Genomic DNA, 17,522 nt, shown 5'->3' on the forward strand with positions numbered 1-17,522 from the left:
TCAGCGCATAGCGGGCCGCCCTTTGGCCGGCCCCTACGACGGCCCCGGATGGGGCCCTTTCCACAAGCCGAGGGTTTCCTGAGGTGATGTCGTCTACTTGAGTTTAACGTCGCATTGTGGCATTGGGGATGTACACAGGATTCACGCGGGACGCCCTTTGGGCGTCCCCTACGAATGGCGGCCTTGCGGGGCGGTCAGGTCCCTTTTATATATATTCCCTCACACGTTTTACTAAACACGTATAATGCATAAAAACAAATTATTACAATCGAAAGGAAAAATTATGATTAGATGTAAAAAAATTGCAGTCATCCTGGCTGTTTTTTCGGCCATGGGTATGGTTATTCAAGGTCAAGGAAATGGCGATAATATCACTTTTTCTCAAGGTGCACGCACGCCTTTGCCGGCTTTGGCGCCGGCCGCTTATGAAGGGCATTTCTGGCGTGTCGATGCGGAAAATAATGGGGGCTTGCCTCGGAATTTCCGCACGTGTCAGTCACCTTTTCATAAGGTGGAACATAAATATGCATCGGAAGTCGATTCGTCTTATGTTCCATCGCGGAAAGGACTGGATGATTTGCGTATTTCCGGGTCCGGCCAGTTTTCGGCCCGCCAGTTCGACGCCCTTGTCCATGAGTTGCGGAAGAAGACCAAGGGCCCTATTTATGATGTCGACTTACGGCAGGAATCGCATGGCTTCTTTAACGGCACGGCTGTCAGCTGGTATGGCCGCCACGATTGGGGCAATATCGGCAAATCTCCGACGGCCGTCTTGGCTGATGAACAGCAGCGCTTGCAGGCCGCTTTGGGAAAGGACGTCATCGTCTACGACCAGGGGAAAGGCGATTTGCCCATTCATCCCCAGACAATAGTCGTCCGCCATGTCCAGACGGAACAGGAAATGGCAGACAGCAAAGGCATCCACTACGTCCGCCTGGCTAACACGGATCACCTTTGGCCGACGCCGGGCGAAATCGACGCCTTCTTAGCTTTCGTCCGCACCTTGCCGGATGACGCCTGGCTCCATTTCCATTGCGAAGCCGGTGCCGGGCGGACGACGGCTTACATGGTTATGTACGACATGATTAAAAATCCCGACCTGCCCTATAAGGACATCGTCTACCGTCAGTATGAAATCGGCGGCAACTACACGCCGCACGACGTGGCACATCCTAAACAGAGCGATTGGAAAGGACCGTATTATCATGAAAAACACGAAATGGTGTCTTTATTTTATCAGTATGTGCAAGACCAGACGAAACAGGGATGGAGCCAGTCGTGGTCGCAATGGCTGAAGAATAAAAGAATGAGAGTCAATAACAGTTGAAATAAAACTGCCATAAAAGACAATGAACTGTGAATAAATAAACACAAATAAAATTTTTATGCAAAATCACCCTTTGAGTTTTTAAAAATGGTGATTAAAAAATGAAGGGGAAATGGCTTTGTTGAGCCAATTTTTGCGATGATAAAAGAGGGTAGCAAGCATTAAATTTTGACAAGTGCCGAAAAAAGTTGTATAATAATCGCAACAGGTGTGGTGCAGACGCAGGCAACACCTGCGAAAAGAGCAAAAAAACAGTACCTTTTTCAAGGCAGTAAAAGAGAGGAAACTAGGACAACTCGCCAATGAACCCTTGGAAAAAATACGTTTCGGCGCTCGCTAGTAACGGTGTAAGACTTTTTACGAAACTTATTTTTTATTGGAAAAGGGGTAATCCTCATGAAAACAAAAGTATTAGCAGCTCTCGCAGCAACTATGGCTGTTGGCGCAACTTGCGCTTTCGCAGCTAACCCGTTCGTCGACGTACCGTCTGACAGCTGGGCTTACAAATCCGTCGTAGAACTCGCTGACGCTGGCATCATCCAGGGTGTCGACGGCCAGTATTTCCAGGGCAACCGTAACATCACTCGTTATGAAGCTGCTGAAATGGTCGCAAAAGCTATGGCTCACATGGACAAAGCTTCTGTCGAACAGCGTGCCCTCATCAACAAACTTGCTGACGAATATGCTGACGAACTCAACAACCTCGGCGTTCGCGTAAGCGCTCTGGAAAACCGCGTTGGCAACGTTAAATTGACCGGTGACGCTCGTGTCCGTTATCGTTATCAGGATGGTTCCAAAGAAAATGATAACTCTTGGGATTACCGTGTTCGCGTTCGTGCTAATTCGCAAGTCAATGATCGCACAAAAGTTGAATTTGGTGTAAGCACTGACAATCATAATTTCGCTGATAACGGTACTGCTAGTAATGCTGAAAACCAGGAAAATAACGGTATCTATGTTGACCGTGCTAATGTTGACTACAACTTCGGTGGCAATAACTGGGATTTGAAAGTTGGCCGTTATAATTATGTTCTCGGCGGCGATCGTGCTTATGGTTACAATTATGGCGATACCTTTGATGGTGCTCAGTTGAAATATGGCAACGACAAGTTTGCTGCTACTGCTGGTTACGGTAAGTTTAAAGAAGGCGATATTGCTGGTATTGCAAAAACTAACGATGACGAAGGTCTTGAAGGTACCAAGACTGGCTATGGCGAATTGGAAGGCTTCTTCGGCGGCGGCCGTGCAGCTGGTTCGGCTCTCGGTGTTTATTACAATGACTTCAGCGCTAATGATGCAACTCGTGGTGGCCAGGCTGATGACCTCTGGGGTGCATATGCTAGCTTGAACCTTGGCAAATGGAATGCTTTAGCAAACTATGAAAACGTAAGTTATGCAAAGGATATCAAGACTGCTAATGGCAACGATGATAGCGCTAACGTTTGGATTGGCAAATTGACTTATGGCAAAGCTGGTTTCGCTACACCGAAATCTTGGGATGCTTGGGTTGAATACATCAATGCTGAAGATGGTGCTTTCGTCGGCGGCTCCACTAATGGTTGGAGATGGGGCAACCACATGGATAATATCGAATCCTGGGGTGTCGGCGCTGACTACACCTTCGCTAAGAATGCTATGTTCCAGGTTATGCAGTCCTTCGGCACGAATACCAAAGACGGCAACGCAAAAGATCCGGAAGAACAGACTCGTGCTCAGTTCGTATTCGTATTCTAATCCTTCCTTTTGCAGGAAGATTACAAAAAGACCACTCAGAAATGGGTGGTCTTTTTTTTTGAGAAATATTTTGCCTGAAGGAGCTGAATTATGATATCTCGTGAAGTTAATTTTGCTATATTTTCCTTAGCAATTATTTTTTGGACTGTTTATGTTTTTGTGACTATTAATCATTTTTTTAGCTTGATAAGAAACTTAAAAATAATATTTTTTGACATGAGAAAGTGTGTAAAAAATATTATTTATTATCAGATTAAAAATTATCCAAATGAAATTGTGGAATATTGTGAAAGGACAATAGTAAGCCATCCTTTTCTTTGTTTAGGAATCTGCTCTTGGATTACGTTGCTTTCCGTCTATTCTTCAGCCATTTTTTTGGAATATCAATCTATTATTGCTATTGCACTAGAGATATTCTTTTTAATCTTTATTTTATGGATATGGAGAATAGCTCAAAACAAAAATGAAGGTATTTTTTTCTTTATTGTATCAGGTGTCCTCTGTATATTTTTGGATATGTGTATAAAATCCATTCTGCCGGCTTATTCAATACATATGATTTTATGGGTAATAACACTGTTTTTCATTATAGCAATTGCATTGCCTAATATTAAAGATAATCATATAGATAGGTTGATGTATTTTTTTTATAAGGGAGTTGCCGCCTTTTTATTTTGGTTTGTGTTTTTAGTAGTTACACCTTCTGATTTAACTATAAAAAATTATGGCAATTTATAGTAACTTTTTTTTCACATATTGAGTAAGCAAACTATAGTAATTTTGAAGAATGTTTAGTGTTTCTATACTTTCTACACATATAATGGTAAATGAAATAATATAGCCATTTGTGTATATGTTAAATTGATATAACTGATAATATATGGCTTAGATATGCGATTTATTTGGTGTCTTGGAAATATGCGAATATCAGCAAACTCGCTGACGAATATTCTGACGAACTCAATAACCTCGGCGTTCGCGTAAGCGCTTTGGAAAACCGCGTCGGCAACGTAAAACTCACCGGTGATGCTCGTATCCGTTACATTCACCAGAGCGAAGGCGATAAAGATAAAGAAGGCAATCCGGTCAATGCAGCTAAGAAGAACGATGACTCCTGGTCCTACCGTGTCCGCGTCCGCGCTAATGCTCAGGTCAACGACCGTACGAAAGTAACTTACGGTATCAGCTCGGATGACAAGACCTTCTCCGATAATTCTCAGGCTTCTGATGAAGATAATGACATCTACACGGATCTCGCTAACGTCGATTACAACTTCGGCGGCAACAACTGGGACCTCCTTGTAGGCCGTTATGAATACGACATGGGCAATGGCCACGGCTATGGCTTCCTCTATGGCGATACCTTCGACGGCGCTCAGTTGCAGTATCACAACGACAAATTTGCTGCCACCGCTGGTTATGGTAAATTTAAAGAAGACTCGATGGCTACGGATACCGATGGTGTCAAGACCGGCTACGGTGAATTAGATGGCTTCTTCGGCGGTGGCCGTGCAGCTGGTTCGGCCGTTGGTGTTTACTACAACGATTATACTATTGCTGGTGGCAAGGATCGTACAGGTAGCTTTGGTTTTGATGATTCTTGGGGCGCTTATGCTAGTGCTAATTTCGGTAAATGGAATGCCTTGGCTAACTATGAAAAATATAACAATACGGACAGCTCTAAGGACGATCCCGAAGTATGGGTTGGCCGCCTGACCTACGGTGCTGCCAACTTCGCTACGCCGAAATCTTGGGACGCTTGGGTTGAATACCTCAATGCTGACGATGGTTTCGCTGATAATGGCTACTTCATTGGATTCACCTATGGCTGGAGAGAAGGCAGCCTCTTGAACAATGTTAAATCTTGGGGTGCTGGTATCGACTACACCTTCGCTAAGAATGCTCAGTTCCAGGTAATGCAGTCCTTCGCTTCCAGCGCAAAAGACGGCGATGCTGATCCGGGCGAAGAAACACGTGCTCAGTTCGTATTCGTATTCTAATCCTTCCTTTTGCAGGAAGATTACAAAAAGACCACTCAGAAATGGGTGGTCTTTTTTTGCACAAAAATGGAAAAGACACAGATAGCCGCATAAACACATACGGCCCGTGGCCGTATTCGTAGGGGCTCGCACGTGGCGAGCCCGCTAGAGAGATTTGACCACAGCCTATCCGGTTTTAATGGTATGTTTTTACGAGCCACGAACCACGAGCTACCACGGCTTTTTCTTCGGATTCAGATGCGGCGTTCCGCCGCGACAGATTCAGACTGACAACGACGCTTCGGGAAACCCTCAGCACGTAGCGGGACGCCTTGTTCAGGACGTCCCCTACGAGTATCGCATACAGGCGATGGAAATGAGCACAGACCGCAAAAAAATGCACGGCCATCGGCCGTGTGCGTAGGGGACGCCCAGAGGGCGTCCCGCTGTGAGATTTGCCCACAGCCCATTCTGGTATAATGGCGGGCTTTTACGAGCCACGAACCACGAACCACGAACCACTATTTTTACGAGTCGAGGGTTACTCGAGGCGATGTTGTTAGTTTGAATCTGTTGCCGCAAAGCGGCATCTGAGTCCGAGACGACCTGCGACCGGCCTGGCCGTCAGGCCCAAAATAAAAAAATTTCAAATTTTTTTGTTTTTTTAGAAGGAATTTGCATCTCCGTGTTGAATACTATACATATAAGGGAAGAGACCACAAGGAATGAAAGCCATACATTTCTTAGACAGGATCTCCCCACGAAAGGAAGGGATGTTTTATGGCAACCATCGTTAGAGGTAAAAATTTAGAAATTACACCGGCTCTGAAAGATCACGTTGAAAAACAGGAAAAGAAAGTCACGAAATACTTTGATAACGAAGTCAATGTCCAGGCCCTGCTTTCTGTAGAAAAAGATCGGAAAATCGCTGAAATCACGTTGAAAGTGGACGGCGTCGTCCTCCGCGGCGTTGAAGCCAACGATGATATGTATGCTGCTATCGATTTAGTCTATGATAAACTGGTACGCCAGATTCATAAATATAAAACGAAAATCGCCCGCCGCATGAAGAAAGGTGCTTTCAATGATGCTCTTGTCGAAGGGCCGGCCGTTCCGGAAGAAACCTTTGAAGTCGCCCGCGTCAAGAAATTCGCCGCTCGTCCGATGGACGTGGAAGAAGCTATCTTGCAGATGAACCTCGTAGGTCACGATTTCTTCGTATTCCTCAATTCCAAGACCGACACGATCAACGTCGTCTACAAACGGAAACACGGCAAATACGGCCTCATCGAACCGGAATACTAGGGGCTGGCAGTCCGTGGCTCCCTTGATAGGGGAGCTGTCAGCATCGCTGACTGAGAGGTTGAAAAGATGAATAAAAAAGCTGTCGCATTAAGCAGAAATACATAATGCGGCAGCTTTTTTGCGTATTAAGTTTGCAGAAGGGACCTCGCATGATGGTAGAAGCCTTCGTGCGACAGCCCCTTTTCCCAATGTGATGTCCCTACGGCACCAGTTTATGGAATTCCCGCAACGGGCCGTCCAGCTACAGCTGTCCGTTTTGGCAGCCGTCCTGTGCCTTCCGCTAGTCGGCACCTGACGGACCAAAAAGGCTTGGGACGGCCCCTACGATGGCCTGCGGCCTGCGCGGCGGGCCGCCCTTTGGGCGTCCCCTACGTATCCTCATTATGGAGGACGCTGATTTTAGGCGTGTGGTGGATGGCTTGTTCAAATTCGTCCTGGATTTCCTGGCTCGGTTCGCCGTCGAGTTTGCTGACGATGTAGATGGCGATGAGCGAGAAGAGGAAGCCCGGTACGATTTCGTAGAGGCCGAACCAGGCGAATTGTTTCCAAATGAGGACGGTCAGGCCGCCGACGATGATGCCGGCCAGGGCGCCATTCTTGGTCATGCGTTTCCAGTACAAGGACAGGAGGATGGTCGGGCCGAAGGCGGCACCGAAGCCGGCCCAGGCGTAGGATACCATGGTCAGGATGTAGCTGTTCGGGTTGAGGGCCAGGACGATGGCGCAGGCGGCGACGACGAGGACGGTCAGGCGGCTGACGTATATGAGTTCTTTTTCACTGGCATTCTTGCGGATGAAGGTGTGATAAAAATCCTTGGAGATAGCCGATGCCGTGACCAGGAGCTGCGATGAGGCGGTACTCATGATGGCGGCCAGGACGGCGGACAAGATGAGGCCCGATGCGAACGGCGGGAAGAGCTGGCGGCTCATGACCAGGAAGACTTTTTCCGAGTCCGCGCCGGCTAAGGGCGTCGGGACGACGACTTTGCCGACCAGGCCGACCAGGACGGCAGCGGCCAGGGAGATGACGACCCAGGTCATGGCGATGTGTTTCGATTTCTTCAGTTCCGTCGGGTCACCGATGGCCATGAAGCGGACCAGGATATGAGGCTGGCCGAAATAGCCGACGCCCCAGGCCAGGGCGGAAATGATGCCGATGATGCCTGTCGTCGTCGTGTCCGGTGCCATTTCCAGGAGGTTCGGTGCCGTCGCAGCTAATCGGGTCATGACGGCGTCGCAGCCGCCGAAGGCGATCATGCCGACGACGGGGACCAGGACGATGGCCAGGAACATCATGCAGCCCTGGATGAAGTCGGTCCAGCAGACGGCCATGAAGCCGCCCAGGAAGGTGTAGATGACGACGACGCCGGCGCTGAGCAGGAGGGCCGAGAAGTAGTCCATGCCGAAGACCGATTCAAAGAGTTTGCCGCCGGAGACGAAACCGGACGACGTGTATATAAGGAAGAATATGAGGATAAAGATGGCAGAGATGATGCGGATGATATTTTTGTCATCGTGGAAGCGGTTTTTCAAGTAGTCCGGCATGGTCAGGCTATTGTTAGCAACTTCCGTATAGTTGCGCAGGCGCTGGGAGACGAACTGCCAGTTGAGGTACGTGCCGATGGCGATGCCAATGGCAATCCAGGCAGCCGAGATGCCTGTCGAATAAGCGAAACCCGGGACGCCCATGAGCATCCAGCCGCTCATGTCTGACGCTTCGGCGCTCATGGAAGTGATCCAAGGCCCCAGGCTGCGTCCGCCGAGGATATAGTCGCTCAGCCGTTGCTGGGACCGGGAATAATAGACGCCGATTGCCAGCATGACCAGAAGGTACAAGGCAAAGGCCGTCAATATGGAAACATCATATTGCATCATAATCATAAAACCCCTTTCACGCGGTATATAAATAATAAAACTATTTTAGCATATTCATGCGTTGTTGTATATGGGAAATAGGTATTGCATTGTGAGTCGTAGTCGGGGTATAATGTATAATTGATATAATATCACAGAGTAGATTGCAAATTGTGTAAATTGGAGGTCTCGGATAGGTGTTTAATAAACTGATACAAAGACTGCTCGGGAATAATACCGAGCATGAATTAAAGAAGATGTGGCCTATTGTCCGCCGCATCAACGACCTGGAACCGAAATTGGCAGGCCTGAGCGATGCATCGCTGCAGGAAAAGACCTTCGAGTTCAAGAATCGCCTGGCCAACGGAGAAACGTTGGACGACATTCTGCCCGAAGCTTTTGCCGTCGTCCGTGAAGCGTCGCGCCGTGTGACGGGCATGCGCCATTTCGACGTCCAGCTCCTGGGGGGCATCGTTCTCCACCGCGGGGATATCGCCGAAATGCGTACTGGTGAAGGGAAGACCCTGGTTGCGACTTTGCCGGTATACCTCAATGCCCTGACGGGCAAGGGCGTCCACGTCGTCACGGTCAACGACTACCTGGCTACCCGCGACAGCGAAGATATGGGCCGCATCTATAAGTTCCTCGGCCTGTCTGTCGGCCTCATCGTCCACGACCTCACGTATGACCAGCGCCGCCGGGCGTACAACGCTGACGTCACGTATGGGACGAACAACGAATTTGGGTTCGACTACCTGCGCGACAACATGGTCATCAGTGAAGACCAGATGGTACAGCGGCCGCTCAACTACTGTATCGTCGACGAAGTGGACTCGATCCTCATCGACGAAGCGCGGACGCCGCTCATCATTTCCGGCCCTGGTGAAAAATCGACGGACCTCTATTATACGCTGGCAGGCATCGTCAAGACCTTCACCAAGGACGACTACACGATGGACGAAAAGCAGAAGACCATTGCGCCGACCGATTCGGGCGTTGCCAAAGTCGAAAAGATGCTGGGCATCAGCAACATGTTCGATAACGAACACCTCGACTTGAACCACCTGGTCATCCAGGCTCTGCGGGCGCGCTTCATGATGCACCGCGACAAGGATTACGTCGTCAAGAACGGTGAAATCGTCATCGTCGACGAATTTACCGGGCGCCTCATGTTCGGCCGCCGTTACAGCGATGGTCTCCATCAGTCCATTGAAGCCAAGGAAAACGTCAAGGTCCAGGGCGAAAGCAAGACCTTGGCTACGATTACCTTCCAGAACTACTTCCGTATGTACGAGAAACTGGCCGGCATGACTGGTACGGCTAAGACGGAAGAAGACGAATTTAACAAGATCTACAAGCTCGACGTCTACGTCATCCCGACCAATAAGCCGGCTATCCGTAAGGATTTGCCGGACGTCATCTACAAGACGAAGAACGCCAAGTACCGCGCCGTCGTCCGGGAAGTCAAGAAGCGCCACGCTACGGGCCAGCCGATCCTGGTCGGTACGACGTCCATCAACCAGTCGGAAATCCTCAGCCAGCTCCTGGATAAGGAAAACATCGTCCACAACGTGCTCAACGCCAAATACCATGAAAAAGAAGCGGAAATCATCAAGAACGCCGGTCAGAAGGGCATGGTCACCATTGCCACCAACATGGCTGGCCGCGGCACGGATATCAAGCTCGGGCCGGGCGTCGCCGAACTGGGCGGCCTGATGATCATCGGTACGGAACGCCATGAAAGCCGCCGTATCGACAACCAGCTGCGCGGCCGTGCCGGCCGTCAGGGCGACCCCGGTACGACGCAGTTCTTCCTGTCCCTGGAAGACGACCTCATGCGTATCTTCGGCTCGGACAATATTTCCAAGTTCATGGATAAGCTGGGCATGGATGAAGACGAACCGATTACGGCCAAGATGATCACCCGGTCCATTGAAAAGGCCCAGAAGAAAGTCGAAAGCCACAACTTTGAAATCCGTAAGTACGTCCTGGAATATGACGATGTCATGAACCAGCAGCGTGAAGTCCTCTACGGCCAGCGCCGCCAGGTCCTGACAGCCGATTCCCTGCGCGATACCATCATGGGCATGGTCGACGATATCATCCACGATGGCCTGGATAAATACGCTGACGAAAAGCTCTATCCGGAAGAATGGGATTTCGCCGGCCTCCTGGCTCAGATGCAGCAGTACTTCGTGCCTAAGAACGCGACGACTGTAGAAGAACTGGAAAACCTGAGCCGTGTGGAAGTCCAGGATAAATTGAAGCAGATCGCCGTCGACCTCTACGACGAACGCCTCAAGGAAATCGGCGAAACGACTATGAAGGAACTGGAAAAGGCCATCATGCTCCGCGTCGTCGACAGCAAGTGGATGGACCACCTCGACGCCATGGACGCCCTCAAAGAAGGCATCAACCTGCGTGCGTATGGCCAGAAGAACCCGCTCGTCGAATACAAATTCGAAGCCTATGAAATGTTCGAAGAAATGATCGACTCCATCAAGCGGACTGTCGTCACCTTCCTCTACCATATCCAGGTCACGTACAGCAAGCCCGTACCGCAGGCAGAAGATCATCTCCAGGGCGCTCATGAAGTCCATGAAGAAAGCAAACCCGTCAGCGCCGAAGACATCAAGCGCGATGAAGAGAGAGAAAAGCAGTAAAAGGCAGCCGTAGGGGCGCCCATGTGGGGCGCCCGCGCGAATCCTGTGCATAACCTATTACATTTATTTTTTAGAAGAGTGGTGATACTTGTGTTACTAGATGAAATGAGAAAACCTCTGGAAGACCTGAAACATAGAATACAAGAAATCGGGGATTCACTTTAACTTACCTCGGAAAAAAGAACGTATCATGGATTTAGACATGCAGATGAGTGACCCGGCCTTCTGGAATGACCCGGATAAGGCCAAGAAGATTTCCCAGGAAGCGACGCTTCTCAAGACGGAAGTCGAAGGTCACGAAGAACTCGTCCGCAAAGCTGACGACCTCAGCGAGTATTTGGAAATGGCCATGGAAGACGGCGATGCTTCCTTTGCCGAAGATATTGAAAAGCAGTACCACGACCTGCTCAAGGATATCGAGAAGCGGGAAGTGCGGCTCCTCTTGTCCGGCGAATACGACAAGTGCAACGCCCTCATTACCTTCCACGCCGGTGCCGGCGGTACGGAAGCCCAAGACTGGGCGCAGATGCTCATCCGCATGTATACCCGCTGGGCCGAACGCAATGGCTATAAACTGACTATCCTGGATATGCAGCCCGGCGATGAAGCGGGCATCAAGAGCGCCGCTTTCCGCGTCGAAGGTGAATACGCCTATGGCTATTTGAAATCGGAAAAAGGCGTCCATCGCCTGGTCCGCATTTCGCCTTTTGATGCTGCAGCCCGGCGCCACACGTCCTTTACGGCTGTCGATGTCATGCCGGAACTGCCGGATGATGTCGATGTCGAAATCAACATGGACGACGTCCGCGTCGATTACTTCCGCGCCTCCGGTGCCGGCGGCCAGCACGTCAACAAGACGAGTTCTGCTGTCCGCATGACCCACATGCCGACGGGCATCGTCGTCCAGTGCCAGAATGAACGGTCGCAGCTGCAGAATAAGGAAATGTGCTTGAAATACCTGCGGGCCAAACTCTTTGAACTGGAACAGGAAAAGCAGGAAAAACTGAAAGCCGAAATCGGCGGCGTCCACCAGGCTATCGAATGGGGGAGCCAGATCCGTTCCTATGTGTTCCACCCGTACAATTTGGTCAAGGACCATCGGACCAATGTCGAAACGGGCAATATCCAGGCTGTCATGGACGGCGACCTGGACATCTTCATCGAAGGCTATTTGCAGCAGGAGAAAGAAAAGAAGTTAGCAAAGCAGGAGCTCTAAATGAAAAAATGGATGATTTTCTTTGTCATCGTCGCAGCCTTCTTGGTCGGTGCCAATTCCTATGCACCGCAGCTGGCCGAAGTCGGCCTTTGCCAAGCCTTGTCGGCGACGCTCAATCTGCACAGCGATGATGTCCGCGTCCAGGCGTCGCCGGGAGCCAAAATCTTCCTCGGCGACATCGACGCCATTACCGTCCATGCCACCAACTTCCAAGCTGGCGATTTGACCTTCGCCCACTTCGACTGCAATCTCTACGGCGTCCACTTCAAGCCGCTCCTGGCCCTGGCCGATCAGGAAGTACGGGTCACGCGGGCAGAGAGCGGGGAAATGACGGCGTCCATCCGCAGCGAGGAACTGGAAAAATTCCTCGTGAAAAAAGTCGAAGGCTTGAAGGACCCGCAAGTCTCTTTTGAAGACGATGCTGTCCGCGTCCAGGGGCGGGTGAAACTGGGCGGCCTCGTGTCGGCCCAGGCCGACGTCCGCGGTCATTTTGGCATGAAAGGGTCGAAGCTCATGTTCATCCCGTCGTCAGTGACGGTGGAAGGCATGGGCATGCAGATCAGCACGACGCAGATGGCGAGTGCTGATATTTACGACTTTGCCGGCTTTCCCCTGGGAATCCAGCCGGACAGCGTAACCATGCGCGACGGCCTCCTGACCATTCATGGCCAGGTGAGCAACTCATAGATAAGGTGAAAAGAATGACAAATATGAATAAACGCAGTATGCTGGCGATGATACTGGCCGTCTTCATCGGCCTCGTCTGTGCGCTGGTCATGTGCGTACAGCGCAATGCCATAGAAGACAAGTCGATGACGATAGAACAGGCTATGGATTACGATGCTATCGTCGTCATGGCCCGGAACGACGGCTACGACCTCGACACGGCTCTCCAGATGTGCCGCGATGCCGGCGTGACGAGCTTTACTATTTACGATGCAACCCTCAACAAACTGACTCAGCGCGGCGAACTGTCGCTGGTGACGAAACTCGGCGCCGATCTCTATTATCCCCAGTTCGGCCTGACGGACAAGTCTTATGACTACTACCTCATTGGCAAGCCCCAGAGCCAGAAGGACTTGTATTTCGATGAAGTCGTATCGGACCTCAAGGCCCGCTTGGGCGATGACAAGGTGAAGATCATGTCCAACGGCCAGTACCGCATGGCCGGCATCAAAGGCGTCATGCCTGGCCTGGGCGACGTCAACCTTGGCATCCTCAGTGCTGATGCCAGGACCATTACGGACCACGGGTTCCACGTCATCCTGCGTCCGACGAACTACAGCAATCCAACGAAAGAACAGGTCGCCCATTTCTTCGACCGCGCCGATAAGATACAGAACGTATCGGGCATCATGTTCGTCGGCAAGGAAGTCCTGGGCTATACGCCGGTCAATGCCGAACGCAAGACCATGCTGGACTATACGGCAGACAACCTGAATGACCGGGATATTCCCTTTTATATGATCGAATCGGTCAACCAGCTCCAGTATAACCAGCAGGACGGCATGTACGACCTGGCCGGCCTGGTCCATTACCGCACGGCCCGCGTCTATGCCATGGCCAAGGAAGAATTGGAAAAGATTACGCCTGAAGAAGCGGCCATGCGCTACTATATCAGCGATTTGGAACGCAATGCCCGGGTCAATCTCTATCCACTCTATAAGAAGCCCCTCCACGGTATGAACCTGACTCAGACTAACTTGTCCTATGTCAAGATGGTTTCGCAGAAACTGACGGACCGCGGCTATACCTTGGGCAAGGCGTCCATCATGCCGCCGTATTATCCGAACCGCCTGCTCCTGGCCATTACGGCAGCGGCAGCAGCCTGCGGCTTCGTCTTTGTCCTCAACTTGCTCATTCCCCTGTCGGACCGCAAGAACTATATCCTCATGGCCATCGGCATCGTCTGCGCCGTCATCGGCGCTGTCGTCGCCAAAGGGGCCCTGTTCCTTCAGGTCTGGGCTATCGGCTGTGCTACGGCTGCGCCGACAGCGGCCATCCTCCTGGCCCTGGACCACTGGAAGAAAAAGAAAATCACCAGGAAGCTCGGCTATGGCCGGGTCGTCCGCGACGGTACGATCGGCTTGTTCTTTGCCGTCGCCGTCGCCATGATCGGCGGCCTCTATATCGCCGCCATGCTGGGCAATATCCGCTTCTTCATGGAATTTGACTTCTACCGCGGCGTCAAGCTGACCTTCGTCCTGCCGCTGCTCCTGGTTGCCATCGGTTATCTGCGCCGTTTCCCGCTCATGGGACAGACCATCGCCTCGCCGGAAGACCTCAAAGTCTTCGTCAAGGATTTCCTCAACATTCCCATCAAGATGGGGACTATCCTCATCCTGGCCGTCCTGGCCCTGGCGGGCGTCATCTTCGTCGGCCGCAGCGGTCACACGGCCGGCGTCCCCGTACCGGGCGTGGAAGTGGCCATGCGCCGTTTCCTGGAAAATGTCCTCTATGCCCGTCCGCGGGAAAAGGAATTTCTCATCGGCCATCCGGCTTTCTACCTCATGGTCGCTGCCCTGTACCGTAAATGGCCGCAGCTGCTGCACTTCTTCCTGGTCATCGCCGCTGCCATCGGCGTCGGCTCCATGGTCGAAACCTTCGCCCATATCCGGACGCCCTTCCTCATGTCCTTCATCCGCGGCATCAACGGCTGGGTGACGGGCATGGTCGTCGGCATCGGATTGATCATTGCCATTGCCATCGTCAGCTATGTGACGACGTGGCTGGGAAAGCAGGTGGCCCATCGTGACTAGAGTCGTCATTTCCGGCTATTACGGCTTTGCCAATGCCGGCGACGAAGCCATGCTGGCTGCCATTGTCGGCTCCCTGAAAGACATCATTCCCGACGTATCCATTACGGTCATCACCGGCAACTGCCGCATGACCCGGGAAAACCATAACGTACAGGCTGTACACCGCCTGAACTTCTTCGCTATCGCAGCGGCTATTCGCCGCTGTGATATTCTTATAAGCGGTGGTGGCAGCCTCTTGCAGGACGTGACCAGTGCCCGCAGCCTCTATTATTACTTGTGGATCATGAAAATAGCCTTGTTCTTCAAGAAGCCGGTCATGCTCTATGCCCAGGGTATCGGTCCCGTCCGCGGTGCCAAAGCCCGCCGGGCCGTGCGCAAGGTCTTGCAGCGCGTCGCCGTCATCGGCGTCCGCGATGCCGATTCCAAGGCTGAACTGGCTGCCATGGGCGTGACCAAACCACCGGTCCACGTGACGGCCGATGCCGTCTTGTCCATGCATCCCGTCGACAAGAACATCGGCCTGTACATCCTGAAGAAGCACGGCATCACCGGCATCCGCCGGCGCCTGGGCATTGCCGTCCGCAACTGGCAGGACCACGATGCCTATAAGGAAGCCATCGCCGCTGCGGCCGACGAATTGCAGGAAAAACAGGACGTCCACGTCATCTTTATCCCCATGCAGTACCCGGCCGATGTCGAAGCAGGCCGCGATATTGCCAGCCGCATGAAGACGAAGGCCGTCGTCCTCGACGGCCACTATACGACGGTGGAATTTATGTCTCTCATGGGCTGTATGGATGCGGTCATTGCCAATCGCCTGCACGCCCTCATCTTTTCGGCCATCATGCAGGTGCCGGCGACGGCCGTGTCGTATGACCCGAAAATCGACAGTTTCATCAACCTCATCGGCGATAAGGTCTGCGGTACGACGGAAGACGTCGAGGCGGCAGATATCGTCGCCGACGTGACGAAAAAATTATCTCTCGGCCATTTGGCACCGGAAATCAAGGCCCGCCTCAATCACCTGCGGCGCCAGTCCCTGCGCAATGCCTATCTGGCCCTGCGTATCCTGGAAGGGCGCAAGGGCGTCCGCAAGCGCCTGCAACAGCATCGGAGGTCTTTATGATTGAATTAAAGAACGTATCCAAGGTCTATGACAATGGTTCCATTGCCCTGGACCACGTATCGCTCCATATCGGCAAGGGCGAATTTGTCTTCGTCGTCGGTGCCAGCGGGGCCGGCAAGTCGACGCTCATCAAGCTCTTGTCCCATGAAGAACTGCCCTCGCGGGGGTCGGTCTTCGTCAACGGCATCGAAGTCAATAAACTGGCCAAGAGCCGCGTGCCCTACTTGCGCCGCAAAATGGGCATCGTCTTCCAGGACTTCCGCCTCCTGCCCAATAAGACGGCCCAGGAAAACGTGGCCTTTGCCATGGAAGTCATCGAAGCGCCGCGGCGCCTCATCCGCCGCCGTGTCCGGGACGTCCTCGACCTGGTCGGCCTGGTGGGCAAAGCCGACGCCCTGCCGCGGAACCTCAGCGGCGGCGAACAGCAGCGCGTGGCCATTGCCAGGGCCATCGTCAACCGGCCGCTGCTGCTCATTGCCGATGAACCGACGGGGAACCTGGACCCGGAAACGTCGCAGGACATTATGGAAGTCTTCAAGAAAATCAACCACATGGGGACGACGGTCCTCATGGTGACCCATGATAAGACCCTCGTCGACATGATGAACAAGCGGGTCATCGAAATCGACGGCGGCAAAGTCGTCCGCGATGAACAGAAGGGGGGATACGACGATGAAACTTAGGACCATGCGCTATTACATGGCCGAAGCGCTCCAGTCGTTCTGGCGCAACCGCTTCATGTCCATCGCCTCTATCGCTACCGTCGCCTTGTCGCTGTTCATCCTGGGCCTTTTCCTGACCCTCGTGGCCAACCTCGATTACTTCGCCGAGAACCTGGAAAGCCAGGTCGAGATCACGGTCTACCTCAAAGACGACGTGAGCCAGAAGGACATCGACAGCGTCGGCCGCCGCCTGAGCGCCCTGCCCGACGTGAAGTCCGTTGCCTTTACCGATAAGGACCAGGCCATGGATATCCTCAAGGAACGCATGAAGGACCAGCCGGGTATCCTCGACGCCCTGGACGGCAAGAATCCCCTGCCCAGTTCGTATGAAGTGACCTTTACGGAACCGGAAGCCGTGCGCCGGACGGCGGACATCGTTTCCGATTATCCCGAAGTCGAAGGGACTCATTACGGCCAGGAAATCGTCGAACAGCTTTTCCAGATTACGCGCATCATCCGCTGGGGCGGCATTGCCTTGATCATTTTCCTGACCCTGGCCATGCTGTTCATCATTTCCAATACGATCCGCCTGACCGTCTTCGCCCGGCGCAAGGAAATCGCCATCATGAAATACGTCGGCGCGACGAACTGGTTCATCCGCTGGCCGTTCCTCCTGGAAGGGCTGCTCCTGGGCTTCATCGGCGGCGTCCTGGCTGACCTGGCCTTGTGGCAGTTCTATGGATTCGCCGTCACGGCCATCCATCAGTCCCTGGCCTTCCTGCCCATGGTCAGTGTCTATCCCTTTATGTACCGCACGGCGGCCATCCTCCTGGTCATCAGTATGATCATCGGCGCCTTGGGCAGTACGATTTCGCTGAAACGATATATGAAGGTGTAA

General features: G+C 52.3%; 13 protein-coding genes. 12 read left to right on the forward strand and 1 reads right to left on the reverse strand.

Going from position 1 to position 17,522, the window contains the following annotated elements; all coding sequences use genetic code 11:
• Nucleotides 1-283 precede the first annotated feature (283 nt).
• The 5 genes from C6362_RS08750 (at nt 284) to hpf (ending at nt 6,345) form a co-directional block, all read left to right on the forward strand.
• On the forward strand, nt 284-1,327 hold the full coding sequence (locus C6362_RS08750; RefSeq protein WP_014017023.1) for a protein-tyrosine phosphatase family protein: 1,044 nt from the start codon (nt 284-286) through the stop codon (nt 1,325-1,327).
• 396 nt (nt 1,328-1,723) lie between these two features.
• Nucleotides 1,724-3,061 carry an S-layer homology domain-containing protein gene (locus C6362_RS08755; RefSeq protein WP_014017022.1) on the forward strand — a complete coding sequence of 446 codons (1,338 nt, stop codon included), beginning with the start codon at nt 1,724-1,726 and terminating at the stop codon, nt 3,059-3,061.
• A 90-nt stretch (nt 3,062-3,151) separates the two neighbouring features.
• Nucleotides 3,152-3,799 carry a hypothetical protein gene (locus C6362_RS08760; RefSeq protein ID WP_014017021.1) on the forward strand — a complete coding sequence of 216 codons (648 nt, stop codon included), beginning with the start codon at nt 3,152-3,154 and terminating at the stop codon, nt 3,797-3,799.
• Nucleotides 3,800-3,966: 167 nt separating this feature from the next.
• Nucleotides 3,967-5,061 carry an outer membrane insertion signal gene (locus tag C6362_RS08765; protein WP_014017020.1) on the forward strand — a complete coding sequence of 365 codons (1,095 nt, stop codon included), beginning with the start codon at nt 3,967-3,969 and terminating at the stop codon, nt 5,059-5,061.
• Nucleotides 5,062-5,820: 759 nt separating this feature from the next.
• The gene (hpf, locus tag C6362_RS08770; protein WP_014017019.1) at nt 5,821-6,345 is read left to right on the forward strand and encodes a ribosome hibernation-promoting factor, HPF/YfiA family; all 525 of its coding nucleotides are present in this window, start codon (nt 5,821-5,823) and stop codon (nt 6,343-6,345) included.
• A gap of 368 nt (nt 6,346-6,713) precedes the next feature.
• Here the strand turns inward: hpf and putP are convergent, their stop codons facing one another.
• Nucleotides 6,714-8,219, reverse strand: coding sequence for a sodium/proline symporter PutP (gene putP / locus C6362_RS08775; protein WP_071821850.1), 1,506 nt, complete (start codon nt 8,217-8,219; stop codon nt 6,714-6,716).
• Nucleotides 8,220-8,395: 176 nt separating this feature from the next.
• Between putP and secA the strand changes: the two genes are divergently transcribed.
• The 7 genes from secA to ftsX all read left to right on the forward strand — a co-directional run bounded on the left by secA (nt 8,396) and on the right by ftsX (nt 17,522).
• Nucleotides 8,396-10,861 carry a preprotein translocase subunit SecA gene (gene secA, locus C6362_RS08780; RefSeq protein ID WP_014017017.1) on the forward strand — a complete coding sequence of 822 codons (2,466 nt, stop codon included), beginning with the start codon at nt 8,396-8,398 and terminating at the stop codon, nt 10,859-10,861.
• A gap of 105 nt (nt 10,862-10,966) precedes the next feature.
• A protein-coding gene (gene prfB / locus C6362_RS08785; RefSeq protein WP_333491161.1) for a peptide chain release factor 2 occupies nt 10,967-12,077 on the forward strand; the annotation gives its coding sequence in 2 pieces (ribosomal slippage) (nt 10,967-11,023 and nt 11,025-12,077; 1,110 coding nt in all).
• Nucleotides 12,078-12,764: an LmeA family phospholipid-binding protein gene (locus tag C6362_RS08790; protein WP_014017015.1), complete on the forward strand. Its 687-nt coding sequence runs from the start codon at nt 12,078-12,080 to the stop codon at nt 12,762-12,764.
• Nucleotides 12,765-12,787: 23 nt separating this feature from the next.
• A complete protein-coding gene (locus tag C6362_RS08795; protein WP_051014201.1) occupies nt 12,788-14,836 on the forward strand; it encodes a DUF5693 family protein in 2,049 nt (682 codons plus the stop codon).
• Nucleotides 14,829-15,962, forward strand: coding sequence for a polysaccharide pyruvyl transferase CsaB (gene csaB, locus C6362_RS08800; protein ID WP_014017013.1), 1,134 nt, complete (start codon nt 14,829-14,831; stop codon nt 15,960-15,962). The genes C6362_RS08795 and csaB overlap by 8 nt, the downstream gene beginning before the upstream one ends.
• The gene (gene ftsE / locus C6362_RS08805) at nt 15,959-16,645 is read left to right on the forward strand and encodes a cell division ATP-binding protein FtsE (protein ID WP_014017012.1); all 687 of its coding nucleotides are present in this window, start codon (nt 15,959-15,961) and stop codon (nt 16,643-16,645) included. Before csaB ends, ftsE begins: the two co-directional genes overlap by 4 nt.
• Nucleotides 16,635-17,522: a permease-like cell division protein FtsX gene (gene ftsX, locus C6362_RS08810; protein ID WP_014017011.1), complete on the forward strand. Its 888-nt coding sequence runs from the start codon at nt 16,635-16,637 to the stop codon at nt 17,520-17,522. Before ftsE ends, ftsX begins: the two co-directional genes overlap by 11 nt.

The sequence above is a fragment of the Megasphaera elsdenii DSM 20460 genome (assembly GCF_003010495.1).
GTDB classification, from domain to species: Bacteria; Bacillota; Negativicutes; order Veillonellales; family Megasphaeraceae; genus Megasphaera; species Megasphaera elsdenii.